The following is a 21,315-nucleotide window of genomic DNA, read 5'->3' on the forward strand; positions in this document are numbered from 1 at the left end:
CCGGGCGTTAGCGAACAGATAAAGCTATTTGGAATTTGTTTTTTAGGTTTTAACCTTTCTAAAGTTAGAATTTGGAGTTTTAAAAAATTGTAATTTATTTATTTTTATAAATCGAATTGTTTGATTTTTCGATATAAAGTTCTTTCCGAAATACCTAACTCATCAGCAGCAGCTTTTCGTTTTCCTTTATTTTTTTCTAATGATTTTTTGATCATTTCGATTTCTTTTTGTTCCAAACGCAAAACTTCCTCTTCTTCGATTGTTTCGGCAAACAAATAATTATCATCTTGCATTTGATAATTATCTTCGCGCGTTGCAGGCGTCATGACAGCAGTTCTGGGTTCTTCTTCAAAATCTATCTCGCTTTCATTTTCCTGAGAACCATATATTTTCTGAATTAAATTAGGGTTGATGTCCTGTACTTTTGAAGTACCGTTTTTCATCAATTCCAAAGTTAGTTTTTTCAAGTCATTTAGATCGCTTTTCATATCAAAAAGGACTTTGTATAAAATGTCTCTTTCGGTACTAAAATCACTTTCTTTTTTCTTATCGCTAATTACAGACGGTAAATTGCTGCCTTCAGTTGGTAAATACGATTTTAAAGTGGCCAAAGTAATATCGCGATTAGTTTCCAGAACAGATATTTGTTCGGCTACATTTCGCAACTGACGAATGTTTCCGTTCCATCTGAATTTTTGCAAAAGCTGAACCGCATCATCATCTAATTTCAACGGCGGCATTTTGTATTTATGTGCAAAATCAGCAACAAATTTTCTGAACAATAAATGAATGTCTTCGTTTCTTTCACGTAAAGGAGGTAGAGTAATTTCGACCGTAGTCAAACGATAATATAAATCCTCACGGAATTTTCCTTTTTCAATAGCATTGAATAAGTTTACGTTTGTTGCCGCAACAATTCTCACATTTGTTTTTTGAACCTGAGATGAACCTACTTTTATGAATTCGCCGTTTTCCAAAACACGAAGTAAACGAACCTGAGTTGTTAAAGGCAATTCGCCCACTTCATCCAGAAAAATAGTTCCGCCGTCAGCTACTTCAAAATAACCTTCACGCGTGCTTGTTGCTCCGGTAAAAGCTCCTTTTTCGTGTCCAAAAAGTTCACTGTCAATGGTTCCTTCCGGAATTGCACCACAGTTTACAGCAATATATTTTCCATGCTTTCTGTGCGAAAGCGAATGGATTATTCTTGGAATATTTTCTTTACCAACACCACTTTCCCCAGTTACCATTACCGAAATATCAGTAGGAGCAACCTGAATGGCTTTTTCGATGGCACGATTTAATTTAGGATCATTTCCAATAATCTCAAATCGTTGTTTTATTGCTTGAACTGTTTCCATGTATGTTTTTGTTTCAAGTTTTATTTGTTTCAGGTTTCAAGTTACGCAATGTATACGAGTCCTAAAAACCACAAATAATATTTTTTTCGTTTGCCACAGATTAAAATGATTTCTTAAATCGGACGAATAAAATTAACCACAAATTACGCAAATTAGCACAAATTTGTTTTATGAATTTATTAATCGCTTGTGTATTAATGATTTGTTCTGAAAATTTGCAATTATTCCAACAGGAGTGTCTGCCAGTTTCATATAATTTAATGTCTGTGCAAGATGTTCATTACATATTTCTTTTACAGATTTTACTTCTAGTATTATATCATCATAGACTATGAAATCGGCATAAAATTTATGTGGCAAAATAACTCCTTTATATTCAATTGAAAATTCCTTTTCTCGTTGATAAGGAATTCTATTATTCTTGAACTCGACTTCTAATGCGTCCTTATATACAATTTCAAGTAAACCAGGGCCTAATAATCGATGCACTTCCATACAGATTCCAACAATCTTGTAATTTTCGTTTTTCTTATAATAATATTCGTTCGAGTCAGACATGAAGAATTAATTTGTGAAAATTTGTGAAATTAGCGGTTAAAAAAAACTAATTCATTTCACTCAATCCAACCGCTTCACCTTTTAAAGTTCCACTAGTACAACTTGTAATTTTTACATTTACAAAATCCCCAATTTTATAATTCTCTTTAGGAAAAACAACCGTAATACTTTGAGAATTTCTTCCTGAGAATTCTTCAGTCGATTTTTTAGACACTTTTTCAACCAAAACTTCAACAACTTGTCCAACGAATTCTTCACTGCGAAACCAGGCGTGTTTTTGTTGTAAATCAACAATTTCCTGCAATCTTCTTGCTTTAGTTTCTTCCGGAACATCATCTTCCATTTTTCTTCCTGCCAAAGTTCCCGGTCGTTCAGAATACGAATACATATAACCAAAATTATATTTCACATATTCCATCAAGCTCATCGTGTCCTGATGATCTTGTTCTGTTTCTGTTGGGAAACCTGCAATCATATCCTGCGAAATCGAAGCATCGGGAATAATCGCCTTAATTTTATCAATCAAAGTCATATATTCCTCACGAGTATGCAAACGATTCATTTCTTTTAAAATTCGGTCACTTCCAGACTGAACCGGTAAATGAATATGTTTACAGATATTAGGATATTTAGCAATAACATGTAAAATGCTCTCATGCATATCCTGCGGATTAGAAGTTGAGAATCGAATACGCATTTTAGGAAAACCAACAGCAACCATTTCAAGCAATTGATCAAAATCAACCGCTGTCGCTTTTTGCATATCAGATGCGTTTACGAAATCTTTTTTCAAACCACCGCCGTACCAAAGGTAACTGTCAACGTTTTGACCTAAAAGTGTAATTTCCTTAAAGCCTTTGTCCCAAAGATCCTGAATTTCCTTCATGATACTCTGAGGTTCACGGCTACGCTCACGACCACGCGTAAAGGGCACAACACAAAACGTACACATGTTATCGCAACCACGAGTGATCGAAACCAAAGCAGTGATTCCGTTGCTCATCAAACGAACCGGCGAAATATCTCCGTACGTTTCCTCTTTCGATAAAATTACATTAATAGCGTCGCGGCCTTCCTCAACCTCTGCCAATAAATTCGGCAAATCTTTGTAAGCATCAGGGCCCACAACAAGGTCAACAATTTTTTCTTCTTCCAAAAATTGACTTTTCAAACGCTCGGCCATACAGCCCAAAACGCCCACTTTCATTTTCGGGTTAATACGTTTTACCGCATTATATTTCTCCAAACGCTTACGAATAGTCTGTTCTGCCTTGTCCCGAATCGAGCAGGTATTTACCAGAACCAAATCAGCGTCTTCAAGAGTTTGTGTAGTGTTATATCCGTTTATCGATAAAATAGAAGCTACGACTTCACTGTCCGAAAAATTCATCGCACAACCGTAACTTTCAATAAAAAGTTTTTTTGTATTCTCAGGTTTATTCTCCAAAACAAGACTTTCGCCCTGTTTGCTTTCCTCAATAATCTTTTCCATTGTATAATTTCAAAGTGCAAAGATAACGTAAATGTGATCAATATGACAAGATGGCAGAGAAAAGATTTTAGATTTTAAAGATTACTATTTTAGATTTTAGAATTCAGATTTTAGATTTTAGATTGTTGGAACCGATCAAAGGGAATCTAAAATCAACAATCTAAAATCTAAAATATTTTGTAGCTGTTTCCAGCTTTCCGCTACAAGTCCTCATAAAAAAAGCAAAGTTTCTAATGTTTTAAAAAGAGCTTCCGTTGGTCGCTTTTTTAAAACAAGAAACTTTTGCATTTTTTACTCCGGGCTTTTCACTACAATCTGGGCTAGGTATTTGGGGTTACAAGAACAACATTTCTCGTACATAAATCATTAAAAGTTATACCTATATATATTATAGGTAGGAATACAGATAAATCTGCAATTTTAGGAAACATAACATTAAAATACCTCAAAAATCAATTAGCAAGGCTGATATTTAAAAAAAATAGATACTTTTGTTGCAGAAAAATAGAGCAATGGCAAAGAATTTAGTAATAGTGGAGTCACCTGCAAAGGCGAAAACGATCGAGAAATTTCTGGGAAGTGATTTTCAGGTAGAGTCAAGTTACGGACATATAGCTGACCTACCATCAAAAGAAATAGGAGTAGATGTTGAAAATGGATTTAAACCTAAATACGAAGTTTCTCCCGATAAAAAAGCGCTGGTAAGCAAGTTAAAAACACTATCTAAGAATGCCGAAATGGTTTGGTTAGCAAGCGATGAGGACCGCGAGGGTGAGGCTATTTCATGGCACCTGGCGGAAGAATTAAAACTAGATGTTAAAAAAACAAAGCGAATTGTTTTTCATGAGATTACAAAATCTGCGATTCTTAAAGCAATCGAGAATCCAAGAGAAATTGATTATAATTTAGTAAACGCACAACAAGCGCGTCGTGTTTTAGACCGTTTAGTAGGATATGAATTATCTCCGGTTTTATGGAGAAAAATTAAAGGAGGTTTATCAGCGGGACGTGTACAGTCAGTTTCAGTACGTTTGATTGTTGAGAGAGAACGCGAAATTCAAAACTTTAATGCAGTTGCGAGTTATTCTATCGTAGCAGAATTTGTAAATGAGGCAGGAAAATCTTTCAAAGCCAAATTACCAAAGAACTTCAATACAAAAAAAGAAGCCGAAGATTTTTTAAATAAAAATATCGGATCACAATATAAGGTAGCTGATTTAGAAACTAAACCTACCAAAAAATCTCCAACAGCACCTTTTACAACTTCTACCCTGCAACAAGAGGCAGCAAGAAAATTGTATTTGCCAGTTGGAATCACCATGCAGCTTGCACAACGTTTATATGAGGCCGGACTTATTACCTATATGAGAACCGATAGTGTAAACCTTTCTAAAGATGCAATGGATGCTGCAGAAGCTGAAATCATAAAATCATACGGAAAAGAGTTTTCAAAACCGAGAACGTTTGCCAACAAAAGCAAAGGAGCACAAGAAGCGCACGAAGCCATTCGTCCGACTGATATGTCGCGCCACACAGTAAATATCGACCGTGATCAGGCTCGTTTGTACGATTTGATCTGGAAAAGAACATTGGCTTCTCAAATGAGCGATGCGCAACTTGAAAGAACAAACGTAAAAATTGAAGCCAATAATCACAGCGAAATTTTTACAGCCTCAGGAGAAGTTTTGCTTTTTGAAGGTTTCCTTAAAGTATATCTTGAAGGACATGATGATGATGAGGAAGAACAAGAAGGAATGTTGCCGGCTTTAAAAGTAAACGAAAAGCTAGTTAACAATTATATTACAGCAACCGAAAGATATTCAAGACCACCGGCTCGTTATACAGAAGCTTCTTTGGTGAAAAAATTAGAAGAATTAGGAATCGGTCGCCCGTCTACGTATGCTCCAACTATTTCTACTATCATCAACAGAAATTATGTAGAGAAAGGAACTCTTGAAGGTCAGGAGCGTAATTATACACAACTTACTTTACAAGCCAATAAAGTAGGGGAGAAGCTTTTGAAAGAAAATACAGGATCTGATAAAGGAAAATTAGTTCCTACCGATATTGGTACAATTGTAACAGATTTCTTAGTGAAGAACTTCGGAAACATTCTGGATTATAATTTTACTGCAAAAGTAGAACAGGATTTTGATGAAATTGCCGAAGGAAATATCGACTGGGCAATCATGATGCAGGAATTCTATAATAAATTTCACCCAAATGTAAAAGAGGTTGAAGCCAATGCAGAACGCGAAAGCGGAGAAAGAATTCTGGGGAAAGATGCTGACGGAAGACAAGTTTCTGTTCGTTTAGGAAAATTTGGACCAATGGCTCAAATTGGAGAAGCGGATGACGAAGATAAAAAATTCGCCAGTTTAATGTCTGATCAAAATATTGGAAACATTACTCTTGAGGAAGCTTTGAATTTATTTTTATTGCCTAAAAATTTAGGAGAATATAAAGGAGAAGAAGTTGAAGTAAGTAATGGTCGTTACGGTCCTTATGTGCGTCACGGAAGTGTATTTATTTCTTTGCCAAAAGGAGAAGATCCGTTAAGTCTTTCTAAAGAAAGAGCGCAGGAATTAATCGATGAAAAAGCAATCGCCGATGCACCAATCGCCGTTTACAAAGGCGAAGGAGTTCAGAAAGGTGTAGGACGTTTTGGTCCGTTCATCAAATGGAACAGTATTTTTATCAACGTAAGTAAAAAATACAATTTTGATAATTTATCACAACAGGAAATCGAAGAGTTGATTGAAGATAAATTACAGAAAAATATAGATAAAGTGCTTCACAATTGGGAAGACGAAGGAATTTTGGTCGAAAAAGCTCGTTGGGGTAGATCGGTAATTACAAAAGGTAAAATCAAAATTGAATTAAGTAAAGATGTTGATGCAACAAAATTAACATTGGCTCAGGTTCAGGAAATGATTGCCGCCAAAACACCGGCAAAAAAAACACCGGCAAAAAAAGCAACAACCGCAAAAAAAGCTCCAGCTAAAAAAACAGCTGTTAAAAAGAAGTAATAAATGGAATTTGATTTTCTAGAACCAGTTAATGACGGAATTTTAAAATTCATTAATTCATTGTCTTCACAAGAATTGGGAAGCAAAATTGTTTTCCATACTCGGGATCAGTTTCCTGATATTAGTAAAATTACAATTGCAATCGTTGGTGTTTTAGAAGACCGTCGTAATAGTAATGTAATTAACGAAGTTAATTTGAATGCAGTTCGTAAGAAATTGTATCATATGTTTCCCGGTAATTGGGATGCATCGATTGCAGATTTAGGAGATATCCTTGCAGGGGATTCTGTAGAGGATACTTATTTTGCTTTAAAAAAAGTAACGGCTACCTTAATTAAAAATAAAGTGATTCCTATAGTTATAGGAGGTTCACAGGATTTGACCTATGCACTATATCGTGCTTATGATGATTTAGAGCAAATGGTAAACATGGTTGCTGTAGATAATAAATTTGATTTTGGTAAAGAGAATGAAACAGTTTCGGCTAACTCATATCTGACTAAAATTATTATCGATGAGCCTAATAATCTGTTTAATTACTGTAACATAGGATATCAAACCTATTATAATTCGCAGGAAGAAATCGATTTGATCGAGAAATTGTTTTTTGATGCCTACCGTTTAGGAGAAATTTCGAATAAAATCGCATTGGCAGAGCCGGTTTTTAGAGATGCTGATTTGGTTAGTATTGATCTTAATTCCGTAAAGTCATCTGCATCAGCTAATATGGTTTCTTTTGAGCCAAACGGATTCAACGGAAAAGAAATCTGCTCATTGGCCAGATATGCCGGAATTAGTGATAAAGTTTCCTGCTTTGGAGTTTTTAATCATAATAGTACTGCACCTGAAGCTGGTATTATAGCTCAAATTGTCTGGTATTTTATCGAAGGTTATCATTATCGTTCAAAAGAATATCCGTTTGGTAGTCGGGCAACGTATTTAAAATATATAGTGCCGCTTGAAGATGAAGAATTGGTTTTTTATAAGAGTGACAAAACAGACCGTTGGTGGATCGAAATTCCGTTCGAATCAAATGGGCACAATAAATTGAAAAGAAATACGTTATTACCGTGTTCCTACGAAGAATATTTGAGCGCTTGTAATCAAGAATTGCCAGAAAGATGGTGGAAAGCACAACGAAAAAACGCTTTATAAAATAAAATTTTATAGAAAATTGTGTTTTTTTTTGAGTTTAAAAAAAATGTTAAAATATATTAGTAAGAAAATAAATATAAAGTATAAAATTTAACGTTTTACGTCGATTTTTTCTAGTAGTTTATCGATGAAATATTTTTTTTTTATTTTATTTAACATTATTTTTGAACGGTAAAATAAATTTCGCAACTAGTATTGTTTTTTAGATAAATAATAAATACGTTTACGGACTTATAATAATGAATAGAAATCCCAAATTTATATGAAGAAGTTTATTGCATTTGCAGCAATGTTAACACTGGTAATTGGCTGTGGTAAGTCAGGAGACAAAGGTGAGTTAGTTGGTGTTACAGGAGGGAAATGGCATCCTGAAAAACCTTATGGAATGACATTAGTTCCAGGTGGATCTTTTATTATGGGTAAATCAGATGCTGATTTAGCTAATGTTGAAGATGCTCCGACTAAAACAGTAACGGTTCGTTCATTTTATATGGATGAAACAGAAATTACTAATAGCGAGTACCGTCAATTTGTAGAATGGGTAAAAGATTCTACAATGAGAGTTCGCTTAGCAATCTTAGCTGATGAAACCGGACAAAAATCTACAGGTGACAAAGGTAAAAAAGGTGGAAGTATTGCAGATTATGCATTTAATGATTCAGAGCCGGACAAAATGACGGCATATGATAAATACATGTATGATAACTACTATAGTGTAGGAACAAAAGACGATCCTTATGCTGGTAGAAAATTAAATAAAAAAGTTAAGTTAATTAAAGATACTAAAGCTTATCCAGATGAGTATTATGCTGAGGTAATGGACTCTATGTATTTGCCAATTGAAGAATCATATAACGGATTAAGATCAATTGATGTAAATAAATTGAAATTCCGTTATTCTTGGATGGATATTCAGGCTGCTGCAAAAGCCAAAGTTGGAAAAAGAAAAGATTTTGTTAAAACAGAACAAGTAAGCGTTTATCCTGATACAACAGTTTGGATCAAAGATTTTGCTTACTCTTATAATGAGCCAATGCACAATGACTATTTCTGGCACAAAGCTTACGGGGATTATCCTGTAGTTGGTGTAACATGGAAACAAGCAAAAGCATTTTGTGCCTGGAGAACTTTAAACAAAAACAGCTACATCAAATCTAAGAAAAAAGGACGTGATTTAGTAAATGCATTCAGATTGCCAACAGAGGCAGAATGGGAGTATGCTGCAAGAGGAGGTCTGGAATCTGCTACTTATCCTTGGGGAGGTCCTTATACTAAGAGTGACAGAGGTTGTTTCTTGGCAAACTTTAAACCTAGTAGAGGAGATTATGCTGCCGATGAAGCTTTATATACAGTTGAAGCAAAATCATACGAAGTAAACGGATACGGATTGTATAATATGGCAGGAAATGTTTCAGAGTGGACAGATTCAGCTTATAATCCAAATGCTTACGAATATGTTTCTACAATGAATCCTAACGTAATTGACGGAAACAACCAAAGAAAAGTAGTTCGTGGTGGTTCTTGGAAAGATGTTGCTTATTTCCTACAGGTAAGTACTCGTGACCACGAATATGCAGATTCTGCAAGAAGTTATATTGGTTTCAGAACTGTACAAGATTACATGGGAACTCAAACGACTGGAAGCGGAAAGAAAAAGTAAATTATAATTAAATTCAAATAACCAAATCAAATCTATTTTAAAATTAAAACCTAAAAAAAAGTATTATGGCATTATTAAGTAAAAAAACAATGAATTTCGCTTATGGTATGGGAGCGGCAGTAGTAATCATCGGTGCACTTTTCAAGTTGCAACACTGGCAAGGTGCTAGTATCATGTTGATTGTTGGTCTTGGTGTAGAAGCGTTTATTTTTGCATTGTCTGCTTTTGATCCTGTTGATGATGAATTAGACTGGACTCTTGTTTACCCGGAATTAGCTAACGGTCAGGCTAGAAAAAAATCGGATAAAGTTGAAGCTCCTGTTGATGCTCAGGGATTATTGTCACAAAAACTTGATGTAATGTTGAAAGAAGCTAAAATTGACGGTGAGTTAATGGCAAGCTTAGGAAACAGCATCAAAAATTTCGAAGGAGCTGCAAAAGCTATTTCTCCAACAGTAGATTCTATTGCAGGACAAAAGAAATATGCTGAAGAAATGTCTATGGCTGCTGCACAAATGGAATCATTGAACAGTTTATATAAAGTACAATTAGAAAGTGCTTCAAGAAACGCACAAGCAAATAGCGAAATTGCTGAAAATGCTTCTAAATTAAAAGAACAAATGCAATCTATGACTGCAAACATTGCTTCTTTGAACAATGTTTATGGTGGTATGCTTTCTGCAATGAGTAACAAAGGATAATTAGTTTTTAACTATTATATTAAATTTATTAATAAAGAACTAATTAGAAAAAATGGCAGGAGGAAAATTAACCCCTAGACAGAAGATGGTGAACCTGATGTATCTGGTTTTCATCGCAATGTTAGCAATGAATATGTCAAAAGAAGTTTTATCTGCTTTTGGCTTAATGAATGAAAAATTCGAAAGCGCAAATAAATCATCAGAAGAAAGTAACGCTTCAATGCTTACTTCTTTAGACCAAAAAGCTGCTGAAGCAAAAGGAGAATTTGTTAAAGCTTCTGAGACAGCACATAAAGTTGAAGGAATTACTAAAGATTTTTACGCTTACATTGGTACTTTAAAAACAGATGTTGTTAAAGGATTTGAAGTAGATAAAGAGACTGGTAAATTACCTTACGAAGCTATGGATAAAGGAGACAATATCGATAGTTGGTTTAAAGGAGAAGGATATAGCGCTAAAGGGACTGAAATTATCTCAAAAATTGAAAAGTATAAAGCTGATATTAAAGCTGCTTTAGGAACTGACAAAAAATATTCTGCAATTGTTGCGGAGGTTGAGAAAAAATTTGATGTTTCTGATGTAAAAAATAAAGATGGAGTAAAAGATAAATATTTATCTTACCACTTTAAAGGATTTCCTGCTGTTGCTTCAGTTGCAAAACTTTCAGCTTGGCAAAATGACGTTAAAAAAGTAGAATCAGATGTTTACAATAGTGCTTTAGGAAAAGCTGCAGTTGCTGCTGCTTCTTATAGCAATTATCAGGCAATTGTTGTTTTAGATAAAAACGCTTACTTCCAAGGAGAAAAAGTAACTGGTAAAGTAGTTTTAGGTCGTTATGACGAAAACACAAAACCAACTTCTTTCCAAGGTCCTGGGCAAATTGTAAACGGACAAGCTGTTATCTCTTTAACTGCTGGTGGAGTAGGTGAGCAAACTATTAATGGACAATTTACATTCTTAGAAGATGGTAAAAACATTCCACTTAAATTTGCTGGAAATTACGTTGTAGTTCCTAGACCAAACTCTGCTACTATTTCTGCTGATAAAATGAATGTTGTTTATAGAGGTGTAGTTAACCCAATCTCTGTATCATTCGCTGGTGTTGCTGACAACAAAGTTGTTGCAAGTGCTCCGGGATTATCTTCTGCTGGTAAACCAGGGAAATATAACATGAATCCGGGTTCTGGTAATGAAGCTACAATCGCTGTTACTGGTACATTACCAAACGGAGATAAAGTTACAGACAAGAAAACATTTAGAATTAAAGGTATTCCTGGACCAGCTGGTACAATTAGAGGAGAGCAAGGTGTTGTTAAAGGACCTAAATCTAACTTAGAAGTTGCTACTATTGGCGCTAAATTAAATGACTTTGATTTTGAAGTTGGTTTAGATGTTGTTGGATTTAATATGAAAATTGCAGGACAGCCTACTGTTGTTGTTTCTGGTAACAGATTAAATGCACAATGTAAACAAGTACTTTCAAGAGCAGGAAAAGGAGACCAGGTTACTATTTCTGAAATTAAAACTAAACTTGTTGGAGCTGGTAGTTATTTATTGCCAAGAACTGCTCCGGTAATTTTCGAAATACAATAATAAAAGTAGGTAAAACTACACTCAATATCTTATAACGATACCACGATGAAAGTAAGAAATTTTTTAATAGCTATTGTTTCTATCGCTGGAGGTTTTTCTTCTTATGCGCAATCTAATTTGCTAAATGCGAAAACACCTGCTCAGATAGGACTTAAAACTCCTGCGCAACTTATCTCTGATAATGATAAACCTTTGGCTTATGGTTATGTAGATGATAGAGATATCTTGATGGGAAAAACTACTTGGGAAATCATTGATTTAAATGAAAAAATCAATTTTCCAATGTACTTTCCGGTAGATACGGCTAATATTGGTTCTGACAGACGCTCTCTTTACGACGTTTTGACGAAAGCTGTTAAAAACGGCAAAATAACTGAAGTATATAGCGACAGTTATTTCAATACTAAAAAATCTTTGAAAGACATTCAAGGTGCATTATCTCGTATTGATACAACAGATGCTGGTAGAGAGTTAATCAACCAATATCCGGATGACTACAAATCACGTGTTGTGAAGAAAAAAGTAGTTACCGGTACTGGTAAAAAGAAAGTTGTTTCTTATGTTGAAGAAAATGTTGGCCCAACAAGATCTGTTCCGGCTGAATATATTCTGAAACAAGACTTAACAGCAGCTGATGTTACACAATATAAAATAAAAGGATACTGGTATTTTGACAAACGTCAGAGTGAACTGAAATATCGTTTATTAGGAATTTGTCCTGTAACTCCGGATGTTTATACGATGAATAGTGACGAGAAAGATTATATCGAGTTATTTTGGGTTTTCTTCCCTAATGCCAGAGAAGCATTACATGAAGCAAAAGCATTTAACGACAGTAACTCAGCACTTCCAATTTCATTCGATCAGATATTAAATTCAAGACGTTTTAATGCAGTTGTTTATAAAGAAGAAAACTTGTACGGAGATCGTGAGATCAAAGATTACATGAAAGATAACGCACAAAACCAATTGTTGGAATCTGAAAGAGTAAAAGAAAAGATTCGTAACTTCGAACAAGACATGTGGAACTACTAAGTATCTAAACATTACATAAAATAAAAAAAAGCTCTTACTGCCAGGCAGTAAGAGCTTTTTTTTATTTTATGATAATTTTGCAATTAAAATATTTTTCATGAATGATTGTGTTTCTTTGATAAAATAAAAACATTAAATACTTGGTAATCATTGATTTATTTTATAGCTTTAATTGGTTTTACTTATGATGATGTTCGTTGTTAAAAGTCAATGTTTATGTTTGAAAGAAAAAATTTGCGTTAATTGTAGGAAAATAACAATAAAACGGTAATTATTTCGTTAGCTTTGTTTACTAAAAAGTGTTATGATGAAAGGGAAAATTTTTTTAATGTTTATGGTTTTTGTTACAGCAGGTTTTGTTTCAAATGCACAATCAAATCTACTTAATGCAAAAACGGCTGACCAAATTGGAATAAAGAGTGCAGCACAGAGAATTTCGGATAATGATAAGCCTCTCTCTTATGGTTATGTAGATGACAGGGATGTTCTCATGGGGAAAACGGTATGGGAAATTATTGATTTAAACGAAAAAATCAATTTTCCTTTATACTTTCCTGTAGACACTGCTAATATTGGTTCTGACAGACGTTCGCTTTATGATGTTCTAACCAGAGGAATTCGAAGTGGCAGAATAACCGAAGTTTACAGCGACAGTTATTTCAATACTAAAAAATCATTGAAAGACATTCAGGGTGCATTATCGCGAGTAGATACTACAGATGCTGGTAGAGAATTAATCAATCAATATCCGGATGATTATAGAACGCGTGTTGTAAAGAAAAAAGTGGTTACCGGCACTGGTAAAAAGAAATCTGTTACTTATGTTGATGAAACAGTTGGACCTACAAGATCAGTCCCTGCGGAATACATTTTAAAACAAGATTTAACAGCTGCCGATGTTACACAATATAAAATAAAAGGATATTGGTATTTTGACAAACGACAAAGCGAGTTAAAATACAGGCTACTTGGCATTTGTCCTGTTACTCCAGATGTGTATACCATGAACGCTGATGAGAAGGATTACATAGAGTTATTCTGGGTTTTCTTTCCTGACGCCAGGGAAGTATTGCACGAAGGAAAAGCTTTTAATGATAAGAATTCTGCCATTCCAATTTCATTTGATCAGATTTTAAATTTAAGACGTTTTAATGCTATTATCTATAAAGAAGAAAATATGTACGGAGACCGTGAAATTAAAGATTACATGAAAGATAATGCACAGAACCAATTGTTAGAATCTGAAAGAGTGAAAGAGAAGATTCGTAATTTCGAGGAAGATATGTGGAACTACTAAGTATCTAAATAACATTAAAACAAAAACTCTTAGTACCTTTGTATTAAGAGTTTTTTTATATTTTATCCTTTACACATGTTAGATTATTTAATTGTCGGATCCGGATTGGCCGGAATTTCTTTTGCAGAAATTGCCCTAAAAAACAATAAATCTATTTTAATAGTAGATAATATGTCTCAGGTATCTTCAAGAGTTGCCGGAGGTTTTTATAATCCGGTTATATTAAAGAGATTTAGCGAAGTTTGGAATGCACAGGAACAATTGGTTATCATGAATGATTTTTATGATCATATAGAATCAAAACTACAAACCAAGTTTAATTTTAAGCTTCCTATACTTAGGAAATTTTTTTCTATAGAAGAACAAAACAATTGGTTTGCGGCTTCGGATAAAATAAATCTGGCACCATTTTTATCTACAAAAATAATATCAAAAAAATATAAAGGAATCGATTCTCCTTATGATTATGGTGAAGTACTGCATACCGGTTATGTAGATACAATGCTTCTTTTGGATACGTACAGAGAATATTTGCAAGAGAATGATTTGCTTTTAAATCAGTTTTTTGATTATGGTTATATTGAGTTCTTCGATGATGGAATTCAATATAAAAATATTAAGGCGCGCAATATTGTTTTTGCAGAAGGATTCGGATTGCATAAAAATCCTTTTTTTAATTATTTACCACTTGATGGTACAAAAGGTGAGATGTTTGTAATAAAAGCTCCCGATTTAGATCTGGATGTTATTATGAACACAAGCGTCTTTATATTGCCAATGGGTAATGATTTGTTTAAAGTAGGGGCAACTTATAACTGGGAAGATAAGACCGATTTACCTACCGAAGCAGGAAAACAGGAATTAATAGATCGAATTAAAGAAATTGTTAATTGCGATTTTGAAATTGTAGAGCATTATGGCGGAGTTCGTCCTACAGTAAAAGACAGAAGACCTTTGATAGGATCACATGAGGAGTTTAAATCACTCCATATTCTGAACGGATTAGGAACACGAGGAGTAATGCTTGGGCCATCAATGGCAAAAGTATTATATGATTACATCGAAAATGGAATTCCTTTAACTCGTGAAATTGATATTAAAAGATTTCATAAGAGATATCTAAAAAGTCTTATTTCTGACCGGCCTTAGGATCATAAGAAACGAACATATTAATGTAAAGATTTCTTGAAAGTCGTAAAACAAAAGGAAACAATACGATCAGGGCAATTACTATTGCGATAAATGATTCTTCGATTGTAGCTTTAAAAAAAACAAACGAAATAATAAAAGCAGCAATTCCTACGGCAACATTCAATCCGTAACTTACATACATCGCACCATAAAAAAACGATGGTTCAATTTGATATTTAAATCCACAATGACTGCAATGGTCGTTCATTTTTAGAACTTTAGTCAGGTGAAGCGGATTTTTGTCTGAATACATGCTTTCTTTTTGGCATTTTGGACAACTTCCTGTTAAAATACTATTTAGTTTCGATCCTTTTTTTAACATTTGCAAAAAATTAAAATTACCCATTGATTTGGGAGTGTAAATTTACACAATCAATTAGTTATAAAATAACATTACATGCTTAATATACACAATTTATCGGTTTCTTTTGGTGGTACTTATTTATTCGAAGAAGTTACTTTTCGTTTAGGTGCCGGAGACCGAGTTGGTCTTGTTGGTAAAAACGGTGCGGGAAAATCAACTATGCTTAAAATGCTGGCAGGAGATTTTGCACCAGATTCAGGAGTTATTTCTCAGGAGAAAGATATCAGAATGGGGTTTTTACGTCAGGATATCGATTTTGAGCAAGGACGAACTGTTCTTGAAGAAGCTTATGAAGCTTTTACAGAGATAAAAATTGTTGAAAAAAAACTAGAACAAATCAATCATCAATTGGTTACCAGAACCGATTATGAAAGTGAAGAATACAGCCAGATCATCGAAGACTTATCTGATTATACACATCGTTTTGAACTTCTTGGAGGTTACAATTATGTAGGTGATACAGAGAAAATTCTTTTAGGATTGGGTTTCAAAAGAGAAGTTTTTAATAACCAAACCGAAACATTTTCAGGAGGTTGGAGAATGCGTATCGAGTTGGCGAAACTATTATTACAATCCAATGATGTTTTGCTTCTGGATGAGCCTACGAATCACTTGGATATAGAAAGTATTATTTGGTTAGAGGGTTTTCTTCGTAATTATCCCGGAGTTGTAGTAATCGTTTCGCACGATAAAATGTTCCTTGATAATGTTACGAATCGTACCATCGAGATTTCATTAGGAAAAGCGTACGATTTCAATAAACCATATTCTCAATATTTAGAATTACGTCATGAAATTCGCGAGAAGCAATTGGCAACTCAAAAAAATCAGGCAAAGAAAATTGAAGAAACAGAAAAGTTAATTGAGAAATTCCGTGCAAAAGCCTCAAAAGCTTCAATGGCGCAATCATTGATTAAAAAATTAGACAAAGTAGAACGAATTGAAGTTGATGAAGACGACAATTCGGTTATGAATATTTCTTTCCCCGTTTCAAAAGAACCAGGAAGAGTAGTGGTAGAAGCTGAACATGTTACAAAAGCTTACGGCGATAAAGTTATTTTAAAAGATATTGATTTACTGGTAGAACGCGGAAGTAAAATTGCTTTTGTGGGTCAGAACGGACAAGGAAAGTCAACCTTTATCAAAGCTATTGTAAACGAATTCGAATATCAGGGAAATATCAAATTAGGTCATAACGTTCAGTTGGGTTACTTTGCTCAAAATCAGGCCGAATATCTTGATGGTGAAATTACTTTGCTTCAAACCATGGAAGATGCGGCAATGGACACCAACCGATCTAAAGTTCGTGATATGTTAGGATCATTTTTATTCCGTGGCGATGATGTCGAGAAAAAAGTAAAAGTACTTTCAGGAGGCGAGCGTAACCGTTTGGCACTTTGTAAGTTGTTGTTACAGCCTATCAATGTTTTGCTTATGGATGAGCCTACTAATCACTTAGATATTAAATCTAAGAACGTTCTAAAAGCCGCGCTTCAAAAATTTGGTGGAACTTTATTATTGGTTTCTCATGATAGAGATTTCCTTCAGGGAATGTCGAATATCGTTTACGAATTCAAAGATCAAAAAATAAAAGAATATTTAGGAGACATCAATTATTTCTTAGAACAACGCAATCTCGAAAACATGCGTGAAGTCGAGAAAAAAGATGTGGCGAAAGCCGCTGCTCCTAAAGAAAGTAATAAAACTTCTTACGAAGATCAGAAAAAAGGTAAAGCATTACAAAACAAATTAAGTAAGGTCGAAAGTCAGATCAAACAATTAGAGAAAGACATTCAACACGACGATAAATTGTTGCTTTCTAATTATGATAAACATATTGAAGATGCTTCCTTCTTTACCGCATACAACAAAAAGAAAAAAGATTTAGATCAACTCCTTTTGGACTGGGAAGTTGTTCAGGAAGAAATTGATAATCTTAATGCTTAATTAGTTTTCAGTCTCAGTGGCAGTCACCGTTTTTATAGAACCTTTGTTAAAGTTTTTAAGCTTTGACAAAGGTTTTTTAGTTTTTAGGAGCTAATCCAGCTTTCCGTTTCATCCCGATAGCTATCGGGACACAAAAAAAGCATTTCTAATGTTGCAGAAAGAGGTTCTTTCAGTCGCTTTTTTTTAACAAGAAATCCATTTTTTTTTGCTCCGGGCTTTCCTCTTCAATCTGGGCTAGGAGGTATAGTTTTCAGTCGCAGTTTTCAGTTTCAGTCAACAGTTTACACAAAGTTTGTCATCTCGACCGAAGGGAGAGATCACACTAGAAATGCCGCATACAAAATCGCCAATCTTTGTAGAGTTTCGTGTGTGATCTCTCCCTTCGGTCGAGATGACAAAAACACGATAACTTACGTCGTCCGTTTACTATTCCTCTAGTTTCTGAGAAAATACAAAAAAACCTGCGAAAATCAGTTAAAACCCGTATCATCCGCGTGCCATAAACGAAATACTATTCGCATTTCACTAAAAAGCACTACTGAATAAGCCCAATGCTTTTAGAATGCATAATAGCTTCACTGCTATTTTTATAATAGCAAACAGAAACCTCTAAAGCCTCTAGATTTTTCATGATTTTTTTCGTCGCTTCTTTTTGACGTTTGCCAGTTTGCCTAATATAAACTGCTTTTACTGTAACAGGAAATATTTTGCAGATTCGTTCGTACAAAACAGGATCGTGTTGCGAATCATCACCTAATAAAACATATTTAAGATTGGGATAAAACTCCAGAACGTGTTTTATTTTATCAAACTTATGGTCGTGATTTCCGCGTCCGCTCATAAAAAAGTCGGTGATGCCTCTTCTAATATCTTTCAATAAAATTACAGCTCTGGGTAGTTTGTGTATTTTAGTAAATTTTACAATAAAACGATATAAATTCCATTCGCTGCTTGAAACATAAAAAAAAGCATTTTCTTCTTCTTTATTGTTTCTTCCTGCCGAACTCAAAGCCTGATAATGCGGTACAACATCTGTAAAAACCTTGCGGTCGTTTACATTTTTAAATAAAAGAATATAGATTTTTTTAAAGAAATTCTGCGTATGCGAAATCAAAAAAGTATCATCGATATCAGATATAATTCCCAGTTTTCCTTTATGAGGTCTAATGAAACTGCCTTTTTCGGTTATAGTCTCATTTTCATCTTTAAGGCTCACTTCATATTCCATCCATCCAAAATCAGTTTCGGTATCAAGCGGAATACAAAACTTAAAATAACCATCGTCTAACGTTTTGGTATGAATTTCGTGATTACCGCACTTTAGATAAATATCAAAATTTTCAAGCGTTTTTATCCTGAACTGATTGATAATTGAACGTGCATTTTTTAGGTTTTTCTTCTGAAAATCATAGTCATACGTTCTTTTAAAAACGTGGCCCATTACAATTAATTCTTGTTCATTGGCATAACCTCGATATAATTGTAAAATTGGTTTCATTAATTGCGTATATTTATAGATAGATGCTGTAAATTAATTATTTTAATTGACTTTAAAAATAAAACTTTGAAAAAGAATATCATATTTGTTGTAAACCCTATTTCCGGAGACCTTGATAAATCAGATTTGATTGAGGCTGTAGAAGAATTTGCAACTACGAATAATTTTGACCTGAAAGTTTACGAAACTACGGGCAAAAGTGACCAAAAAGAAATACAATCACTTTATAATCAATTGCAACCTGAGCGTATTATAGTAGCAGGCGGAGACGGAACTATAAAAATGGTTGCCGAAGCCGTAGAGCAGTTTGATGTTATTATTGGTATTTTGCCTGCTGGCTCGGCAAATGGTTTATCTGTAGATCTTAATTTACCTAGTACAATTGAAGAGAACCTTAAAATTGCCTTTCTAAGCCGTTATATCGAAATGGACATGATTTGCATCAACGGTAAAAAAAGTATCCATTTAAGCGATATTGGTCTTAATGCCGATTTGGTTAAAAACTACGAACAAAGTAATCTGAGAGGAATTTGGGGATACGCTTTGCAGGCTTACAATACTCTTGCTGATTCGAACGAACCTTTTGTTGCCACAATTACAGCAAATAAAGAAACGGTTGAGCATACGGCAAGAATGATTGTAATAGCCAATTCTAAAAAGTACGGAACCGGCGTGACAATTAATCCAAATGGCGCGATGAACGATGGAAGATTTGAATTAGTGATTCTAAAAAGCCTTGATATATTATTACTTGGAAAAATCATTACCGGAAATATGCCCATTGACTCTGATGATATTGTGATTATTTCGACAGATAAAGCGACTATAAAAACAAATTACCCTGTGAATTTTCAGATTGATGGAGAATATTGTGGCGCACAGACTTCGTTAGACATTCATATTCTGCACAAACAAATGAAAATTGCGATTCCTTAAAAAGTAAAGCTGCATACTTTTGTCATTCCAAGAAACGAGGGATCTTGGCAAGTAACTGGAAAATTTAATATGTCGCCCAGATGGGGCTAAAGATTTAACACTTATATGTAGCTATAAATATGACGCTCCTATAGAGCTATTTTTAGAATTAGCCCTGTAAGGGCGTAATATTTATAGAAAATTAGATAACAATATTACAATAGCTCCATGGGAGCGACATTGAGTTTAGTTATTTGTAAAGGCTATTTATTTAAAAGGATTTCTTTCCTGCCAGTCTGTTTTAGGCTCAAGATAATTAAACAATTTGGCAATATTATGATTGATCAAAGCATTGCTGTGCGTAATTAATCCGTACATTTTTAAGGGTTTTGCACCTACAGAACTTTTAATTTCAAGTGCAGTACGAGCAAAGACAATGTCAGAGAAACCCTGATTGATTGAATAGGCGATCATGTCGTACAGCATATTGAGATACAACATTTTTTCACGCTGAATGGTTTCATCATAACCTAAAAAGTAGGTGTCTATTGTATTTCCGTTTTTAATTAGTGTATTGAAACCTATTAGTTTTTCGTCTAAAAAATATCCATAAAACAAAAAGTTATCCTGCATGATTTCTTTAAAAAAACTAAAATGATTTCGGGCTAAGAAAAAAGTGTTGAAAGGAGCATTTTTGGCCACATGAAAGTACAAATCGTAAATAACATCTTCGTATTTTTTAATATCTTCAAGAGACATTTTCTGCTTTCTTATTCCGTCAGCTTTTTTGCGGGCACGTTTGTACTGATCGCGATATTTTTTTGATAAAGCATCAATATAATCCTGCTCAGTTGTCCAGTTTTTATTGATTTCAAAAATCATATTGGGCTGGGTCGAAAAGGTATAATTATTCTTGAATTCCGCTTGTAAGGGTTCAATTTCTGCTACGGTAAAATCTTTTATACTCGTAATGTGTACCTTTTTTCCGCTCGCTTTCAGGTCTTTTTTAAGCTGGTTAATTGCTTTATGAAGTGCTTTAATTGCTTTTGACTGCTTTGTAGCGCTATCAAAAGCAAAAGCATTTTGTCCCGTAAGCATATTGTTGCCGACGAATAATACATGCGATGCGAAGTTTTTGAAAGCAAAATTACGCACAGAAGTTTTTAGGCACTGATCGCGTTCTCCAAAAGAATCGAGTTTTTCTGCAAATAAAAACTGGGTCAGGGCAATTCCTGCGAGTTTATCTTCATTGAAAATCCCAATAAAATGACAAATCATATTTACCGGAGAAGAATTTTCCAGTACTTCGAGATATTCTCTGGTCAAAAAAATATTATTTACAGCCAGCGAATTCCATTCTAAAGGCAATGATGATGTGCTGTTGTAAATCTTAAAAGAATATGTTGTATTCAAAAGTGTAAGCTAATTTTTTCAAAATTAGGTAATATTTATAATAACTCGTCCGGTTTAAGTTATTATTAAGAAAAACCCGTTTGAATGGTAAATTTCAAACGGGTT

At 34.1% G+C, this 21,315-nt stretch carries 16 protein-coding genes; 10 read left to right on the plus strand and 6 right to left on the minus strand.

Annotation, left to right across the window (positions count from 1 at the left end; translation table 11 throughout):
- Positions 1–104: 104 nt before the first annotated feature.
- From B0M43_RS09425 to miaB, 3 genes are all read right to left on the minus strand, one after another.
- The gene (locus tag B0M43_RS09425) at positions 105–1,361 is read right to left on the minus strand and encodes a sigma-54-dependent Fis family transcriptional regulator (RefSeq protein ID WP_078008566.1); all 1,257 of its coding nucleotides are present in this window, start codon (positions 1,359–1,361) and stop codon (positions 105–107) included.
- A gap of 168 nt (positions 1,362–1,529) precedes the next feature.
- Positions 1,530–1,919, minus strand: coding sequence for a GxxExxY protein (locus B0M43_RS09430; protein WP_078008565.1), 390 nt, complete (start codon positions 1,917–1,919; stop codon positions 1,530–1,532).
- 46 nt (positions 1,920–1,965) lie between these two features.
- Positions 1,966–3,411, minus strand: coding sequence for a tRNA (N6-isopentenyl adenosine(37)-C2)-methylthiotransferase MiaB (miaB, locus tag B0M43_RS09435; protein ID WP_065452209.1), 1,446 nt, complete (start codon positions 3,409–3,411; stop codon positions 1,966–1,968).
- Between the two features lie 512 nt (positions 3,412–3,923).
- Here miaB and topA point away from each other — a divergent pair.
- From topA to B0M43_RS09475, 8 genes are all read left to right on the plus strand, one after another.
- Positions 3,924–6,440: a type I DNA topoisomerase gene (gene topA / locus B0M43_RS09440; RefSeq protein ID WP_078008564.1), complete on the plus strand. Its 2,517-nt coding sequence runs from the start codon at positions 3,924–3,926 to the stop codon at positions 6,438–6,440.
- Between the two features lie 3 nt (positions 6,441–6,443).
- A complete protein-coding gene (locus B0M43_RS09445) occupies positions 6,444–7,595 on the plus strand; it encodes a formimidoylglutamase (RefSeq protein WP_065452223.1) in 1,152 nt (383 codons plus the stop codon).
- 262 nt (positions 7,596–7,857) lie between these two features.
- Positions 7,858–9,255 (plus strand): gliding motility lipoprotein GldK, encoded by a 1,398-nt coding sequence (gldK, locus tag B0M43_RS09450; RefSeq protein ID WP_078008563.1) that lies wholly within the window; start codon positions 7,858–7,860, stop codon positions 9,253–9,255.
- 65 nt (positions 9,256–9,320) lie between these two features.
- Positions 9,321–9,956 carry a gliding motility protein GldL gene (gene gldL / locus B0M43_RS09455; protein WP_078008562.1) on the plus strand — a complete coding sequence of 212 codons (636 nt, stop codon included), beginning with the start codon at positions 9,321–9,323 and terminating at the stop codon, positions 9,954–9,956.
- 52 nt (positions 9,957–10,008) lie between these two features.
- Positions 10,009–11,550, plus strand: a complete 1,542-nt coding sequence (gene gldM / locus B0M43_RS09460) for a gliding motility protein GldM (protein WP_078008561.1) — start codon at positions 10,009–10,011, stop codon at positions 11,548–11,550.
- Between the two features lie 45 nt (positions 11,551–11,595).
- Entirely contained in the window at positions 11,596–12,585 is a 990-nt protein-coding gene (gene gldN / locus B0M43_RS09465) for a gliding motility protein GldN (RefSeq protein ID WP_078008560.1), read from the plus strand.
- 307 nt (positions 12,586–12,892) lie between these two features.
- Positions 12,893–13,882: a gliding motility protein GldN gene (gene gldN, locus B0M43_RS09470; protein ID WP_078008559.1), complete on the plus strand. Its 990-nt coding sequence runs from the start codon at positions 12,893–12,895 to the stop codon at positions 13,880–13,882.
- 75 nt (positions 13,883–13,957) lie between these two features.
- A complete protein-coding gene (locus B0M43_RS09475; RefSeq protein WP_078008558.1) occupies positions 13,958–15,031 on the plus strand; it encodes an FAD-binding oxidoreductase in 1,074 nt (357 codons plus the stop codon).
- Here the strand turns inward: B0M43_RS09475 and B0M43_RS09480 are convergent.
- Positions 15,012–15,395 carry a DUF983 domain-containing protein gene (locus B0M43_RS09480; RefSeq protein ID WP_065449500.1) on the minus strand — a complete coding sequence of 128 codons (384 nt, stop codon included), beginning with the start codon at positions 15,393–15,395 and terminating at the stop codon, positions 15,012–15,014. The genes B0M43_RS09475 and B0M43_RS09480 overlap by 20 nt on opposite strands.
- A 75-nt stretch (positions 15,396–15,470) precedes the next feature.
- On the opposite strand from B0M43_RS09480, the gene B0M43_RS09485 reads away from it, so the two are divergent.
- Entirely contained in the window at positions 15,471–17,384 is a 1,914-nt protein-coding gene (locus tag B0M43_RS09485) for an ABC-F family ATP-binding cassette domain-containing protein (protein WP_078008557.1), read from the plus strand.
- Positions 17,385–17,919: 535 nt separating this feature from the next.
- Here B0M43_RS09485 and B0M43_RS09490 read toward each other — a convergent pair.
- Positions 17,920–18,882 (minus strand): App1 family protein, encoded by a 963-nt coding sequence (locus B0M43_RS09490; protein ID WP_078008556.1) that lies wholly within the window; start codon positions 18,880–18,882, stop codon positions 17,920–17,922.
- A gap of 66 nt (positions 18,883–18,948) precedes the next feature.
- On the opposite strand from B0M43_RS09490, the gene B0M43_RS09495 reads away from it, so the two are divergent.
- Complete coding sequence (locus B0M43_RS09495) at positions 18,949–19,818, plus strand: diacylglycerol kinase family protein (protein ID WP_065449336.1); 870 nt, start codon at positions 18,949–18,951, stop codon at positions 19,816–19,818.
- Positions 19,819–20,064: 246 nt separating this feature from the next.
- On the opposite strand, the gene B0M43_RS09500 is transcribed toward B0M43_RS09495, so the two are convergent.
- A complete protein-coding gene (locus B0M43_RS09500) occupies positions 20,065–21,210 on the minus strand; it encodes a peptidogalycan biosysnthesis protein (RefSeq protein ID WP_078008555.1) in 1,146 nt (381 codons plus the stop codon).
- Positions 21,211–21,315: the final 105 nt, after the last annotated feature.

Origin of the sequence: Flavobacterium sp. KBS0721, assembly GCF_002007065.3 — a bacterium.
Taxonomy (GTDB): Bacteria; Bacteroidota; Bacteroidia; order Flavobacteriales; family Flavobacteriaceae; genus Flavobacterium; species Flavobacterium piscis.